Raw genomic sequence first — 15,384 nt, forward strand, 5'->3', positions numbered from 1 at the left:
GGTCTCCCCCGTTATGCCGGATTGGCACGCGTGCTCTTGAGCAGGTTTTCCAGGCTTGCGGCCTTGGGCTTAACCAGCCAGAACTTGCGGCTCATGGCATCAAAGTTATCCAGAATGTACTGGCCCCATTCGCTGCCGGTCTCTTGCACGTAATCGGAGATCACGCCACGCAGGTGACTGCGGTGAGATTCGGTAGCTTCGGAGCTGATGCGATGCAGTTCGATCAGTTCCGGGTTGATGCGGTCGAAGAAGTCGTTGTCCTCGTCCAGTACAAAGGCGAAACCACCGGTCATGCCGGCACCGAAGTTATGCCCGGTGCGACCCAGCACAGTGATGGAACCACCAGTCATGTATTCACAGCAGTGATCGCCAGCACCTTCGACAACGGCGTGGGCACCGGAGTTACGCACCCCGAAACGCTCACCGGCCGTCCCGGCCGCCAGCAACTTGCCGCCGGTGGCGCCGTACAGGCAGGTGTTACCGATGATGGCGGTTTCCTGGCTCTTGAACGGGCTGCCGTTGGGCGGACGAATCACCAGCTTGCCGCCGGCCATACCCTTGCCCACGTAATCGTTGGCATCACCTTCGATGTACATGTGCAGACCACCGGCGTTGAACACGCCGAAGCTCTGCCCGGCAGTACCAGTGAAGCGGACCTTGATCGGCGCCGTTTCCATATCCAGGTTGCCGTGGCGCTTGGCAATCTCGCCGGACACCCGGGCCCCCACGGAGCGATCACAGTTGGTGATCTCGTAGTGGAAGGAACCGCCGGATTTGCTGTCGATGGCGGTCAACATGTCTTCCACCATCTTCTGGTTCAGCAACGCCTTGTCGAACGGCTCGTTACGGTTGACCTGACAGTGGGTGGGCTTGTCCGCCGGCACCAGGTCGTTGCGCAGGATCGGAGTCAGATCCAGCTTGCCCTGACGCACGGTCTCGCCTTCCAGCACTTTCAGCAGGTCGGTACGACCGATGAGCTCGGGAATGCTTTTCACGCCCAGCAACGCCAGCAGCTCACGGACTTCCTTGGCCACGAAGGTGAAGTAGTTGATCAGCAGCTCGGGGGCACCAATGAAGTGCTCCTTGCGCAGATCGTCACGCTGGGTCGCTACGCCGGTGGCGCAGTTGTTCAGGTGACAGATACGCAGGTACTTACAGCCCAGCACGATCATCGGCACGGTGCCGAAACCGAAAGACTCGGCACCCAGGATGGCCGCCTTGATCACGTCCAGACCGGTCTTCAGACCACCATCGGTCTGCAACCGGATCTTGTCGCGCAGGTCGTTGCCACGCAGGGCCTGATGGGCTTCCGCCAGGCCCAGCTCCCAGGGAGAGCCCGCATAGCGGATGGAGGTCAGCGGGCTGGCCGCGGTACCGCCGTCGTAACCGGAAATGGTGATCAGGTCCGCGTAGGCCTTGGCCACACCGGACGCCACGGTCCCCACGCCAGGCTCGGACACCAGCTTCACGGACACCTGGGCGTCCGGATTGACCTGCTTGAGGTCGAAGATCAGCTGGGCCAGATCCTCAATGGAGTAGATATCGTGGTGCGGCGGCGGCGAAATCAGGGTCACACCGGGTACGGAGTGACGCAGACGCGCGATCAGCGCATTCACCTTGCCGCCGGGCAGCTGGCCGCCCTCGCCGGGCTTGGCGCCCTGGGCCACCTTGATCTGCAGCACTTCGGCGTTGACCAGGTAATGCGGGGTCACACCGAAACGGCCGGAGGCGATCTGCTTGATCTTGGACACCCGCTCGGTGCCGTAACGGGCCGGGTCTTCGCCGCCCTCACCGGAGTTTGAACGACCGCCCAGACGATTCATGGCGGTGGCGATGGCCTCGTGGGCCTCCGGGCTGAGAGCACCGAGGGACATGCCTGCGGAATCGAAGCGCAGCAGGATGTTCTCCAGCGGCTCAACCTCTTCCACATCAATGGCGTCCACATCGTCGCGCAAGGCAAAGAGATCCCGAAGGGTCGCCACCGGGCGCTTGTTGACCAGCTCGGCGTATTCCTTGTAGGCGTCGTAGTCACTGTCCTGGGTAGCCCGGTGCAGGGCATAGATCACGTCCGGGTTGAAGGCGTGATATTCCTTGCCATGGATGTACTTGAGAATGCCGCCGGCATCAATGGGCTTACGCTGCTTCCAGGCATCCTTGGCCAGGCTCTGCTGGTCGGCTTCGAAATCCTCGAAGCTGGCGCCCTGGATACGGCTTGGCACACCGCGGAAGCACAGGTCCACCACATCACTGGCGATCCCCACCGCTTCAAACAGCTGGGCACCACGATAGGAGGTGATGGTGGAAATCCCCATCTTGGAGAGGATCTTCATCAGGCCCTTGTTGATGCCCTTGCGGAAATTCTTCTGCAGTTCCACCGCATCGCCCAGCAGCTCGCCGGAACGCACCATGTCGGAGATCACGTCGTAGGCCAGGTACGGGTAAACGGCAGTAGCACCGAAACCGAACAGCACCGCGAAGTGATGGGAATCACGGGCAGTGGCCGTTTCCACAATAATGTTGGCGTCAGAACGCAGACCTTTTTCGGTCAGGTAATGATGCACTGCACCGGTGGCCATCAGCGCATGGATAGTCAGTTGATCCTGGGCGATACCGTGATCGGTAAGTACCAAAATGACCTTGCCATCACGGACGGCCTGGGCGGCCTGCTCGCAAAGATTTTCCACCGCCTGACGCAGACCGATCTGCGGGTCGTAATGCAGGCTTAGCTTGGCCACATCGTACCCGGGACGATCGATCTTCATCAGGTTGGTGAATTTGGAATGGGACAGCACCGGAGTGGACAAAATCGCCCGGTCGGCATGATCCGCGGTTTCCTCGAACACATTCCGTTCGGCACCCACACAGGTTTCCAGGCTCATCACGATCGCTTCGCGCAGCGGATCGATGGGCGGGTTGGTCACCTGGGCAAACTGTTGGCGGAAGTAGTCGTACAGGGAACGCTCACGGCGCGACAGCACCGCCATGGGCGTGTCATCGCCCATGGAGCCGGTGGCTTCCTGGCCGGATTCTGCCAGCGGACGCAGCACCTGATCCCGCTCTTCAAAGCTGATCTGGAAAAACTTCTGGTAGCTGAGCAGGTCCTGCTGATCCACCTCGTCGGTACGCTCCACTTCGTGGTCGTAGTCCGCTTCGATGCGCAGGGCGTTGCCTTTCAGCCAGTCCCGGTAGGGGTGACGCACCTTGAGACGATTGTCGATGTCCTTGGTGTGCAGCACTTCACCGGTTTCGGTATCAACAGCCAGGATCTGGCCCGGTCCGACCCGACCCTTGGCCACCACGTCTTCCGGCTTGTAACCGTACACGCCGATTTCCGAGGCCAGGGTAATAAAGCCGTTCTTGGTCACTACCCAGCGGGCTGGGCGCAGACCGTTACGGTCGAGCATACAAACCGCGTAACGGCCGTCGGTCATCACCAGACCGGCGGGACCATCCCAGGGCTCCATGTGCATGGAGTTATATTCGTAGAAAGCCCGCAGATCGGAATCCATGGTTTCCACGTTCTGCCAGGCCGGCGGGATCATCATGCGCACGGCGCGGAACAGATCCATGCCGCCAGCCAACAACACTTCCAGCATGTTATCCATGCTGGAAGAATCGGAGCCGGTGCGGTTAACCAGCGGGCTCAACTCTTCCAGACCGGGCAACAGTTCATTTTCGAACTTGTTTTCCCGGGCCAGCGCCCAGTTACGGTTGCCCTGTACGGTATTGATTTCCCCGTTGTGAGCCAGATACCGGAACGGCTGGGCCAGCGGCCACTGCGGCGAGGTATTGGTGGAGAAGCGCTGATGGAACACCACAATGGCGGTTTCCATGGCACTGTCACCCAGGTCCGGGAAGAAGGCCGGCAGGTCCACCGGCATCATCAGCCCCTTGTAGGAAATCACCGAGGCAGACAGGGAGCAGACGTAGAAGTAGCCATCGCTCTCCAACGCCTTCTCCGCATGGCGACGGGCAAAGAACAGGCGGCGGTTAAGCTCCTGCTCGGTATTGCCGTCAGCTGCCACCAGCACCTGCCAGAAGCCGGGCAGAGAGGCACGGGCCAGATCACCGAGACAGGCGTCGTCGGTGGGCACTTCGCGCCAGCCCAGCACCTGCACGTCCTGCGCTTCCAGGGCCGTATTGATGGCGGCTTTCTGCTGTTCGGCCTGGTCGGCATCCGGGTGGGTAAAGATCATCCCCACGCCATAGTTGTCCGGCAGACTAATGGATTGAGCTTCCGCAACCTTGCGGAAGAAAGAATCGGGTTTCTTGAGCAACAGACCGCAGCCATCACCGGTTTTTCCATCGGCATTAATGCCGCCCCGGTGAGTCATACATGTCAGTGCTTCGATGGCCGTTTGCAAAAGCTCGTGGCTGGCGTTGCCCTCCATATGGGCAATCAGACCAAAACCACAGTTGTCCCGGAATTCTCCGGGCTCAGTGAGCCCCCGCACCAGCGTTGAGTTCTGCTGCATCAAAACCTTTCCTCTTGAAATTCAGAGACTTACAGAAGGCGAATGGCGTCAGGATAGTGGTGACGGCAAAAAAGGGATATGCATTCTACACATTGCGCCCTCGGGCGACAAATTGAACAGTCGCCCAAGGGGTAATTTGGTTTTCAAAGTTCGCCGCGAATATCGGCCATCTTGCGGGGAAATGGCCCTGCTGAGCGCAACTTTGCAGGCAACGTCGACTTTGCATCCAGTGCTGCCTGGCGGCTGGAATAGTCCCCGGAGAGCACCAGATAAACCGCTTTTCCGTTACGTTCGGCGCGATAATAGGCCCCCTTGCGCTCCAGCTGGTCCAGCACTCCCCGAGCATTGGCTTCCTGGCTGGTGACAGTAATCTGCAGAAACCAGCGATTATCGTCCAGGGTCGCCAACCAGTCTTCCTGCTGATAGCCCAGCTCGGCATCAAGGCCACTAAGGACCGGCGCACTGGCAGGCACCGTATCCTGCTCCTCGGCGGACTTTTGCGCCACTGCTTCTTGCGTCGTTTGCGCCTCCGGTTTGGACTCTTCGGCGGGGACAGCCGTAGACTCCTGCGCCACGCGAACTTCCTGCTCTTGTCTGGCCGGGGCAGATTGCATGACCGGATCCGTTACCGGCGCCAGGGACACATTGGTGGATTCTTTATCGACTTGCGGATCCTGCTCTGAAGCCTGGCGCTCCGGAAGATCCTCCAATCTCGCCACCGGCTCCATGGAAGATGTCAACGGGCGCGCAGGTGCATCTTCACCGCCAGCATCTGCATCCACCTCAGCGCCGGATTGCTCGGGAACCGGCAGAGCAAGCTGACGAGATTCTCCCTGCACCGCCCCGTCATCACTGCCGCCGGAAAAGACCGACCAGACAATAACCACGACAACCAGCAGCCCGACAACGGCCGCCACGTGACGCCATGGCGGGGTCACCGCGGCACGGTGATCCTGATCGTCATCCTGATACTCCTCATCATCACCCTCGACACCATCCTCAACCTCATCCGCTTCCGAGGAAGAAAGGTGCAGCTCTGCCTGGGAATTATCATCAGCCGGACGCGATGCAAATACAGGAGCGGGCTCGGCGTCCTCTTCCTCTGGAGAAGCGGACATCATCATCGGTGCGCCGACATCCTGGCTACGAAGCACTTCCAGAAGGCGGGCAATATTGCCATCACTATCATGCCGCAGGCGGTCTGCCTGACCTTCATCAAGCTCCAGCCCAAGTACAAACCAGGCAAAATCCTGAATGTCGTCGGCAACCAGGGAGGGCAGATCAAGCACGTCATCCAGCGCCAGATCCGCTCCCTTCAGCTTTTCCACTGTACCCGGCAAACCACCGAACAGATACCCAAGCCGGGCGCCCAGCTTCTGCTTCAAGGCTGCCATGGTAGCGATGGCTTCATCCAACAGATCTTCGCTGTTATCCACCACCACCAGTATGCGACCGTCAGTCAGGGTTTCCCGAAGCTTTTCAGGAAGCGCAGCCCGATCGATGTCAAAATGCCGCAACAAGGCCTCAACAACCACATTGGCATTATGCTCGGCAGAGCCATCAATCCTGACAATCTCCATGTCGCCAAGCAGCGCCATCACCGTGTGGCCGAGCAAGGTGGATACGCCACTACCGCTATCGCCCTCCAGCGCAACTACGGAGCCCAGGCCGGCATGGGCAGTCAATGCATCCAGATAATCGCCACGGGATGCACCACTGAAAAAACGATCATCATCATATTCCACAAAAAGCCTCCAGCGTCTGGCGCAATACCACCGCATCGTAGTCTGCAGTGACCACAGCCTCGCCCAGCTGTCGCAGCAACACAAGACGCAGCTGGCCATTCTGTACTTTCTTGTCCAGCGCCATCAGATCCATGAACTGATCCGGGGTCATCCCCGGAGGAATCGTGACCGGTAATTGCCACTGCGCCAGCAGATCTGCAAGGCCAGGCTCCAGCGACGCATCCACCCAGCCAAGCCTGACCGACATATGCACTGCCATCAGCATGCCGACCGCTACCGCCTCACCATGGAGCCACTGACTGTAGCCAGTGGCCGTCTCTATCGCATGGCCGAAGGTATGCCCCAAATTGAGCAGGGCACGATTACCCTGCTCGGTTTCATCATCGGCCACCACCTGCGCCTTGTTTTCGCAACTGCGATAGATGGCTTCGGACAACGCCTCTGTATCTCTGGACAACAATTTTCCGTTGTTGGTTTCCAGCCAATGGTAAAAACCGGGATCGCGAATCAGGCCATACTTGATCACTTCCGCATAGCCTGCCGCCAGTTCGCGCTGCGGCAATGTAGCCAGCACATCGGTGTCAATCAGCACCAGACGCGGCTGGTGAAACGCACCGATCATGTTCTTTCCGCGAGGGTGATTAACGGCCGTCTTTCCGCCCACCGACGAGTCCACCTGGGCCAGCAGCGTAGTGGGCACCTGAATAAAGTCCACCCCTCGCTGATAACAGGCGGCAGCGAAGCCGACCATGTCGCCAATCACGCCGCCACCCAAAGCAATAAGAGTAGTAGTTCTCGAGTGGCGCTTGGCCATCAGGGCATCAAAAATGCTTTCCAGAGTCTCCAGCGTCTTGAACTTCTCCCCATCAGGCAGAACCAGAGTATCGCACTGGGCTGCGGAGAAATGCCGGGTCAGACGCGCCAGATACAACGGGGCGATGGTCTCATTGGTAATGATCATCACCTGATTGCCGCGCACCTGCTCAGCAATGGGGAAGGTGTCGAGCAGACCGGCACCGATATGGATCGGGTAACTACGCTCGGCCAAGGCCACCTGAAGTGTTCGCATTGGATCTCCGTTGAATAATGTCGCATGCAACATGGAAGACTGGCACCTTACGAGCGCCAACAGTTGCGCGGTTACATTATCCTTGCCGGTGAGACTCCAAACAAGCCAACACGTCATCCGCCACTTTTTTCAGGTTGCCGGAAGCAGTAGACACCACATGATGGGACACCTGCCGGTACAGCGGATCGCGTTCGGCGAACAGTGTCTCCAGCCTGGCCCGCGGGTCCGCGGTTTGCAGCAGGGGCCGGTTCTTATCATTACGAGTACGGGCGAGCTGAACGTCGACAGGGGTCCATAGGTAGACCACACAACCACGCTCATGCAGAAGGTCACGATTCTCCGGTGTCACCACAACACCGCCACCGGTCGCCAGAACGATGCCATCCTGACGGGTGAGCTCATCGATTGCCTCATGCTCGCGACGCCGGAAACCCGCTTCGCCCTCCATATCGAAGATCCACGGGATATCTGCCCCCGTCTTTTCCTCAATAACCCGATCAGAATCGAAGAAGGGATAATCCAGTATCTGGGAAAGGTGGCGACCCAGGGTGCTTTTTCCAGCACCCATTGGGCCAACCAGTATCAGAGAGGGGTTAGTCGTCTTGGTCACCGATTCGCCAAAGCATCCTTCATCAACCGTGGCGTAATAAAAATCAGCAACTCCTGCTTGTTATCACGCTTCACGGTCTTCTTGAACAGATTGCCAATCCACGGCAAGTCACCCAGGAAAGGTGTCTTGGTCACAGAGTTGACCTTTTCCTGCTGAAAGATACCACCAAGCACCACTGTCTCGCCATCACTCACCAAAACAGAAGTCTCTACGCGATTGGTATTGATAGCCGTTGTACCGGAAGGGTCAAAGGAATCGTTATTCACTTTCAGTTCCATGATGATATTACCATCAGGGGTAATATGAGGAGTCACTTGCAAGCTCAACTCAGCTTCAACAAACTCAATCGCGGTAGCACCGGAAGCCGTAGCGGTTTCGAAAGGCACCTGCTGCCCCGAAGCGATGATAGCAGGCTGCTGATCCGCTGTGAGAACCTTCGGCGTGGCCACCAGCTCACCATGCCCCTCAGCCTCCAACGCTGAAAGCTCAAGCTCAATCAACCCTGAGGCCAGGGACGTGAAGCCAATTGCGAACCGTGAGGCATCGGCAGAATCCACGCCTAGATCGACAATCAGATCATCGCCATCTTCAGGCTCTTTAAACGTGAAGTCATCCGGACCGAAGTCCACATCATCAGGATCAATCCCCGGCGTAGCCTGAAAAACGGTTGAGTCAACATTCGACTGGTGAAGATTTCTCAGAGACTGAAGGCGGCCAGACACCCCGAAAGTGCGCTTGTCTTGCAGCATGGACTCACCATCAAATCCAAGCCCCCCCCAGCGCACGCCGAATTCATCAGCCACATTATTACTGGCCACAACCACGCGAGCTTCGATCAGTACCTGACGAACCGGCACATCCAGCGTATCAATCAGGTCGCGAATTTCCTGAAGCTTGGCCTGGGTGTCCTGTATAATAAGAGTGTTAGTACGCTGATCCACGACAACCGAACCTCGATTGGAAACCAGCGCATCGCCTTCCCCCCCAGCATTACTTATGAGCTCTTTCATATCAGAGGCGTTGGCATAGTTAATGCTGATGTACTCTGTGCGAAGAGGAGCAAGTGCTTCAATTTTTTTCTGGCTTTCCAGCTCGAGTTGTTCTCGCGCGGCAATTTCATCAGCCGGGGCCACCAGCAATACATTGCCGACCTGGCGCCTATCCAACCCCTTGGTTTTGAGAATCAATTCCAGCGCCTGATCCCATGGCACGTTCTGCAGACGCAGGGTAATACGTCCATTCACAGTATCCGAAGCAACCAGATTCAAACCTGTAAAATCAGCAATCAACTGGAGAACTGCACGAACCTCAATATCCTGGAAGTTCAGGGAAAGCTTCTCCCCCGTATAGGCAAAATCTTCCTTCTTTTGGCGCTCTGCTTCCGCGCGAGTCAATGGCTTCACATTGATACTAAACTCATTATCTGCCTGATAAGCCAGGTACTCCCAGGTTCCTGTAGGCTCAACAACCACTAAAACACTGTCATCACTGGACCTTGTGTCCACCATTTTCACTGGCGTGGCAAAATCCGTGACATCCAGCTTCCTTATCAACTCATTGGATATACCGGCACCCACAAACTTCGCAATAATCTTTCCACCCTCTTCCTGCACGTCCACAGGAATTGAGGCCTTTGACAAACCGATAACAATTCGACCCTCTCCAGCATCTCCACGCCGAAAATCAATACTCTTGACGGAGGCATCCCCTTCAACCTCATAACCATCCTTTGCAACCGAGTCCTGCTCCTCCCCGAGCATCACAATCAGACTACTGCCCTCGACTCTAGTGGAATACCCTGTGAGCGATTCAAGATTGAAGATCAGGCGGGTGCGGTCCTTGGCCTCGACAATGGTGACACTCCGGGCATTTCCCGTACCAAGGTTTTGCTGCTTACCAGCAACGTCACTGTCAGCACCGATAAGATCAAGGGCAATTCTGGCAGGCTTTTCAATACTGTAGCCCTTGGCCTCCGGAACCCCTCCTTCGAACTTCAGACGGACTTCCATTCCATCGCCGGACAACGAGTTCGCCTCTATGGATTTCAGAGTGTCTGCCCCCGCAAAAGAAGCAGACAGCGACAGGAGCCCGCATAGCAGTAGTCCCGAAAAGCGCCGGGAAGCATTATTTGTTGTTGTCAGTGTTGCAATATTCATAACTGGATCCCCAGCGACTGTTATTCGGAAATAGTGACGTTACTGGACCGCTCTACCCAACCGTCACGCCCATCTGGCACAATTTCCACAAGACTCACTTTGGCCTCTGTCACATCTTTGACTCGACCAAAATTTTTCCCCATATAGCTACCCGGCTTTACCCGCGTCACTGCTCCAGACGGGTCTGATATTAAAGCCTCAAGGTCCCCACCTGGCCGACTGATCGTCCCTACCATTTTCAGAGCATCCAGAGGAAAACGCTCAAGATATTCCTTCGGGCGACCAATATCCGGCTCCACCTTTCTTCCATCGGTTACCGCTATCAGCTCCTGCTCCATTGGAGCAACAAACGGCGAACGGAGCTGATGGCTCGCATAAGCATAGGTAGCGATCGGTTTGAATTCCGGTGGCGGCTCAATTCGCCCCCGGGGCCTTGCCTTGATCTCTTGCAGCCGAGCATCAAGCTCACCCAGATTGGCACCGGAACCGCAACCCGCAAGACCGAACACAAAGATCGCAACCAGAGGAAACGCAGCATACCTGTTACAAGACATCATCTGCCCTCCCTATTTGCGACCGGAGGCCGGTTTATTATTCGGAGAAACACCGCCCTGACTGGAGTAACGATAGGTCTTTGCAGTGATGTTCATTTTCAGCAAACCCAAAGTCTTCAACTCTTTCTCATTATCCTTGGGCCAGGCAATGACGAAATCATGAAGGGTAACAATTCGCGGTAAAGCGGCCACACCGGAAACAAACGACCCGAAACCGTGATAATCCCCGATCACCTTGATATCAATAGGGAGCTCGGCATAAAACTCTTTCTCCACTTCGCTCTTGAGCTCGATTTCCTCGAATTCCAGACCACTTCCCAAACCGGTATGAGTGATATCCTCAAGCAGACCAGGGACTTCGGTATCTTTAGGCAACTGCTTCAAAAGGGCCCCGAAAGTCTGCTCCATCTCGGCAAGCTGCGCACGAAATTGATCAAGATTGTGAGCTTCAAATGCTTTCTTTTCATAGCTTTGGAGTAGCGTTTTTTCCTCTCCACGCTGCTGTTCAAGAGAAGCATTCAAATCCTTAATCACGAAAAAATAGCCCAACGCCAAAACAAGCGCCAAAACTATGATGGCTGCTCCAAACTTGATCGGTGTCGGCCACCCCCCCACATTCTCGAAATCGAGACTATTCAGCTCGTCAATCAGCTCTCGCAAATCCATGTTTTTCAGCTCAGAGGCTTTCATTGTTTTTCTTCCTCATTCTTGCTGGCGGGTGAAGACTGCTTCAGATTGAGCGTAAACTTGTTTGCTTGGGAGCCATCTTCCAGAGCCGTCACGTTTTGCAGCGTTGCATCTTTGAACCACTGTGACTGATCAAAATTTCGCATCAGCCGGGAAATACGGTTATTGGATTCTGCAATCCCGTTGATCGTGTAAACGTCGCCCTTGCGCTCCACTTTTGAGTAATACACACCATCGGGCAGTGTTCTGACCAACTGATCGAACACATATACGATCGTCGGTCTGTTGCCCTGCAAACTCTGGATGACCTCCATCCTGGCAATCAGCTCGTCACGCCGAGTCTTGATTTCGTTGATCTCCTTGATCTTCTCATCAAGCTCAGCAGCTTTGCTCTGAATATGGCTATTTCGGGCGCGTTGATCAGCAATCTGCTGGTCAACTACGGTTTTCCAACCAAAGAACAGCACCGCACCCAGAACAGCTGCCATTACCAGAAGAACGATGAACTCCTGCTGCTGGCGCTTGCGGCGCTCCTCCCGCCAAGGCAGCAGATTGATTGTTGTTGTCATTGTTCAAAGCTCCTCAATGCCAAACCGCACGCGATCATCAGTGCCGGCGCATCATTGGCTATGGCAGACGCACCCACCTTGTTTGCCAGCGCCATGTCACTGAACGGGTTGGCCACGGAACAACTGGCACCCACTTTTTCCTGTACCAGCTCAGCCAGATCCTGAATGGAAGCCGACCCCCCGGCCAGCAGGATATAGTCCACCTCATTGAACTGGGTGGAGCCGTAGAAAAACTGCAGAGAGCGATTAACCTGCTGAACGACCGCATCCTTGAACGGCTGAAGCACTTCTGCCTCATAATCATCCGGCAGTTCACCGGTTTTCTTGGCCAGACCGGCCTCTTCCATGGAAATACCGTAACGCCGCTGAATCTCTTCGGTCAGTTGCTTGCCACCAAACAACTGCTCACGGGTATAAACACTGCGACCCTGATGGAAGACGTTCAACGTGGTCATGGTGGCACCGATATCGAAGACCGCCACGGTCTCCAGCTCCTCAGCGTTGGGTAGTCCCGGCAATACCAGCTGGAAGGCCCGCTCCATGGCATAGGCTTCCACATCTACCGCCTTGGCCTGCAACCCACCAATTTCCAGGGCGTCGGTTCGCATTTCCACGTTTTCCGTCCGCGAAGCGGCAACGAGCACTTCCACGCGATCGTCATTGCCCTCAACAGCCCCCATGACCTGAAAGTCCATGCGCACTTCATCCAGCGGGAAGGGGATGTACTGGTCTGCCTCCACTTTCAGCTGACTCTCCATCTCGTCTTCGCTGAGAGAGGCATCCATTTCTATCAGCTTGGTGATCACGGCGGAGCCGGACACAGCCACAGCCGCAGTCTTCACCCCGGGGCGCGCACGGCTGACCAGACGGGCGATAGCATCCCCGACACCTTCTACGTCACTGATGTTTTTTTCGACAACCGCATTGGCCGGCAGGGGCTCAACCCCATAGCTTTCGACCTTGTAGCGGTTCCCCGATTTGGACAGCTCGAGCAGCTTCACGGCCGTGGAGCTGATGTCGATCCCCAGTAGTGTCTGGGCCTTTTTTCTGAGGAAAGGCAGCACTGTTGTCGTCCCGTCTGGTTATTATTAAAGTGTTTTTTCTTGATAAAGATACACTTACACGTTTTTTATGTCGAATCACTTTAGGTGTAGTAATAGCAGAACAGATATTAGATCACAACAACCTTTCCACCATATAATGACCCACTTCACGGGCCCGCTAGGCCTTTCTACCGATCCCAGCCAGTAGTTGTCGAAAACATGCGCTTACCCTCCTGGACCCGATACCTGCTCCTTCTCCTGATTGCCGGCACCGGTGGCGGGCTATCCATTCTGGCCGCCAGCTATTTGTATCTGGCCCCGCAACTTCCACCCGCCAGCCAGATACGCGAGGTGGAATACCAGATTCCCCTGCGCATTTACAGCAAAGATATAAAACTTATTGCTGAGTATGGGGAAAAACGCCGACAGCCGGTATCCTACGACGAATTGCCGGAAACCCTGGTTCAGGCCGTTCTCGCCGCCGAGGATGAACGCTTTTTCAGGCACAACGGCGTTGACCTCAAGGGCCTGGTGCGGGCTGCCGTAGAGCTGGCCCGCTACCGGGAAATCCGCTCCGGCGGCTCCACCATCACCATGCAGGTAGCGCGCAACTTTTTCCTCAGCCGGGACCAGCGCTTCCTGCGCAAATTCAACGAGATTGTCCTTGCCATCCAGATTGAGCGAGTACTCAGCAAGGAGGAAATTCTCGAGCTATACCTGAACAAGATCTATCTGGGCCACCGGGCCTACGGGGCCGAGGCCGCCGCCCAGGTCTACTACGGCAAATCCGTCGGCGATCTCAATATCGCCCAACAGGCTATGATCGCGGGGCTACCCAAGGCGCCCTCCGCCTACAACCCGATCACCAATCCGGAGAGGGCACGGGTGCGGCGTAACTGGATCCTGTTCCGCATGGAAGAAACCGGCGCCCTCACTCCCGAAGAACGCGAAGCCGCCCAGGCAGAACCTGTCAGCGCCCGTTTCCATGCCGCCCAACCAGAGGTAGATGCCGCCTATGTGGGCGAGATGGTCCGCTTGCAAGCCGCCCAACTGGTGGAGCAGGACATTTTTACCGACGGCATTCGCATCATCACCACCATCGACAGCAACCGCCAGACAGCAGCCGTCAAGGCACTGCGGTCCGGCCTGCACAGCTATGACGAACGCCATGGTTATCGCGGCCCGGTAGCACAGAAAGATGTCAGTGCGGCTCCGGCATTGCCAGCCATAAACATCTCTGACAGCGAACAACCGCCAGCGGAAGAGAGCGAACTACCTGCTCAGGCAGAAAAAGCGGAAATAGAGAAGACCATTACCGGGCTGGACCCGAAGGTCGCCAGCTGGGTCAATATGATTCGCGACCAGCAACGAATTGGCCCCCTGCAACCAGTGATTGTCACCCGCGTGGGCGAACAGGATGCCGACATTCTGTTCCGCGACGGCAAGCGCGCCCGGCTGGCCTGGGATGATATTCGCTGGGCCCGACCCCAGCTCAACAACAAGTATGTCGGCGAAGAACCCCAGCAGGCAGCCGACGTACTGACCCGGGGCGACATCGTCCGCGTCCGTCCCGTAGGCCCCGACGAAAGTCGCCGCTGGCGCCTCGCCCAGCTACCCAAGGCACAATCCGCCCTGATCTCTCTGGACCCGGCCAATGGGGCAGTGGTCGCCATGCAGGGCGGCTACAGCTTCTCTGCGTCGAACTTCAACCGGGCCGTACAAAGCGAGCGCCAGGCCGGCTCCGTGTTCAAACCCTTTATCTATACCTCGGCCATGGAAAACGGCTTCACCCCCGCCTCCATCATCAACGATGCGCCGGTGGTGTTCGATGACGACAAACTGGAAACCGCCTGGCGTCCCACCGGAGCCAGCGGCAAGTTCTACGGCCCCACCCGCATGCGCGAAGCACTCTATCGCTCGCTGAACCTGGTCTCCATTCGTATTCTGCGCCAGATCGGCATCAGCCAGGCCATGAACACCCTGAAACGCTTCGGCCTTCCTGCTGACGGCTTCCAGCGCGACCTGTCCCTGGCACTGGGCAGTGCAAGCGTCACCCCGATGGATATCGCCACCGCCTACAGCGTTTTTGCCAACGGTGGTTACCGGGTCACCCCCTGGGCCATTCAACGTATCGAGAACGCCGATGGCGACATCCTCTGGCAGGCACCGGAAGTGATACTCTGCGAACCTCCCTGCCTGCCCCCCCTGGCGCTGACAGACGACAATATCGAACCGGCCTCCCCGGAGGACTCCAGCCTGGACAGCGAGGACAGCGCCGACGAGCCAGTGGTGACAATACAGCCTGACCCGGTAATGGCCCCCCGGGTACTGGATCCCCGTATTGCCTGGTTGATGGACTCCATGCTGCAGGACGTCATCCGCGCAGGGACCGGCAGCAAGGCAAGGGCTCTGGGTCGCGATGACCTGGCCGGCAAGACCGGCACCACCAACGACCAGGTGGACGCCTGGTTCTCCG

General features: G+C 56.9%; 10 protein-coding genes. 1 reads left to right on the forward strand and 9 read right to left on the reverse strand.

The genetic code is table 11. The features are described from left to right. Window positions 1-11: 11 nt before the first annotated feature. The 9 genes from gltB to HUJ17_RS02420 all read right to left on the reverse strand — a co-directional run bounded on the left by gltB (window position 12) and on the right by HUJ17_RS02420 (window position 12,929). Window positions 12-4,475 carry a glutamate synthase large subunit gene (gene gltB, locus HUJ17_RS02380; protein WP_290509191.1) on the reverse strand — a complete coding sequence of 1,488 codons (4,464 nt, stop codon included), beginning with the start codon at window positions 4,473-4,475 and terminating at the stop codon, window positions 12-14. 143 nt (window positions 4,476-4,618) lie between these two features. After that, on the reverse strand, window positions 4,619-6,220 hold the full coding sequence (locus HUJ17_RS02385) for an SPOR domain-containing protein (protein WP_290509192.1): 1,602 nt from the start codon (window positions 6,218-6,220) through the stop codon (window positions 4,619-4,621). Next, window positions 6,210-7,289, reverse strand: coding sequence for a 3-dehydroquinate synthase (gene aroB / locus HUJ17_RS02390; RefSeq protein WP_290509193.1), 1,080 nt, complete (start codon window positions 7,287-7,289; stop codon window positions 6,210-6,212). The genes HUJ17_RS02385 and aroB overlap by 11 nt, the downstream gene beginning before the upstream one ends. 76 nt (window positions 7,290-7,365) lie before the next feature. Continuing rightward, window positions 7,366-7,899 carry a shikimate kinase AroK gene (gene aroK / locus HUJ17_RS02395; RefSeq protein WP_290509194.1) on the reverse strand — a complete coding sequence of 178 codons (534 nt, stop codon included), beginning with the start codon at window positions 7,897-7,899 and terminating at the stop codon, window positions 7,366-7,368. Then, window positions 7,896-10,055, reverse strand: a complete 2,160-nt coding sequence (locus HUJ17_RS02400; RefSeq protein ID WP_290509195.1) for a type IV pilus secretin PilQ family protein — start codon at window positions 10,053-10,055, stop codon at window positions 7,896-7,898. Before HUJ17_RS02400 ends, aroK begins: the two co-directional genes overlap by 4 nt. Window positions 10,056-10,075: 20 nt before the next feature. Then, a complete protein-coding gene (locus tag HUJ17_RS02405) occupies window positions 10,076-10,612 on the reverse strand; it encodes a pilus assembly protein PilP (protein WP_290509196.1) in 537 nt (178 codons plus the stop codon). A 9-nt stretch (window positions 10,613-10,621) separates the two neighbouring features. Beyond that, window positions 10,622-11,299, reverse strand: coding sequence for a type 4a pilus biogenesis protein PilO (locus HUJ17_RS02410; protein ID WP_290509197.1), 678 nt, complete (start codon window positions 11,297-11,299; stop codon window positions 10,622-10,624). Beyond that, window positions 11,296-11,865 carry a PilN domain-containing protein gene (locus tag HUJ17_RS02415; RefSeq protein ID WP_290509198.1) on the reverse strand — a complete coding sequence of 190 codons (570 nt, stop codon included), beginning with the start codon at window positions 11,863-11,865 and terminating at the stop codon, window positions 11,296-11,298. The genes HUJ17_RS02410 and HUJ17_RS02415 overlap by 4 nt, the downstream gene beginning before the upstream one ends. Further along, window positions 11,862-12,929: a pilus assembly protein PilM gene (locus HUJ17_RS02420; RefSeq protein WP_290509199.1), complete on the reverse strand. Its 1,068-nt coding sequence runs from the start codon at window positions 12,927-12,929 to the stop codon at window positions 11,862-11,864. The genes HUJ17_RS02415 and HUJ17_RS02420 overlap by 4 nt, the downstream gene beginning before the upstream one ends. Before the next feature lie 198 nt (window positions 12,930-13,127). Here HUJ17_RS02420 and HUJ17_RS02425 point away from each other — a divergent pair. Further along, window positions 13,128-15,384: PBP1A family penicillin-binding protein (locus tag HUJ17_RS02425; RefSeq protein ID WP_290509200.1), on the forward strand; the 2,257-nt coding region annotated here is incomplete at its 3' end.

Source organism: Alcanivorax sp. (assembly GCF_014762765.1).
GTDB lineage: Bacteria > Pseudomonadota > Gammaproteobacteria > Pseudomonadales > Alcanivoracaceae > Alcanivorax.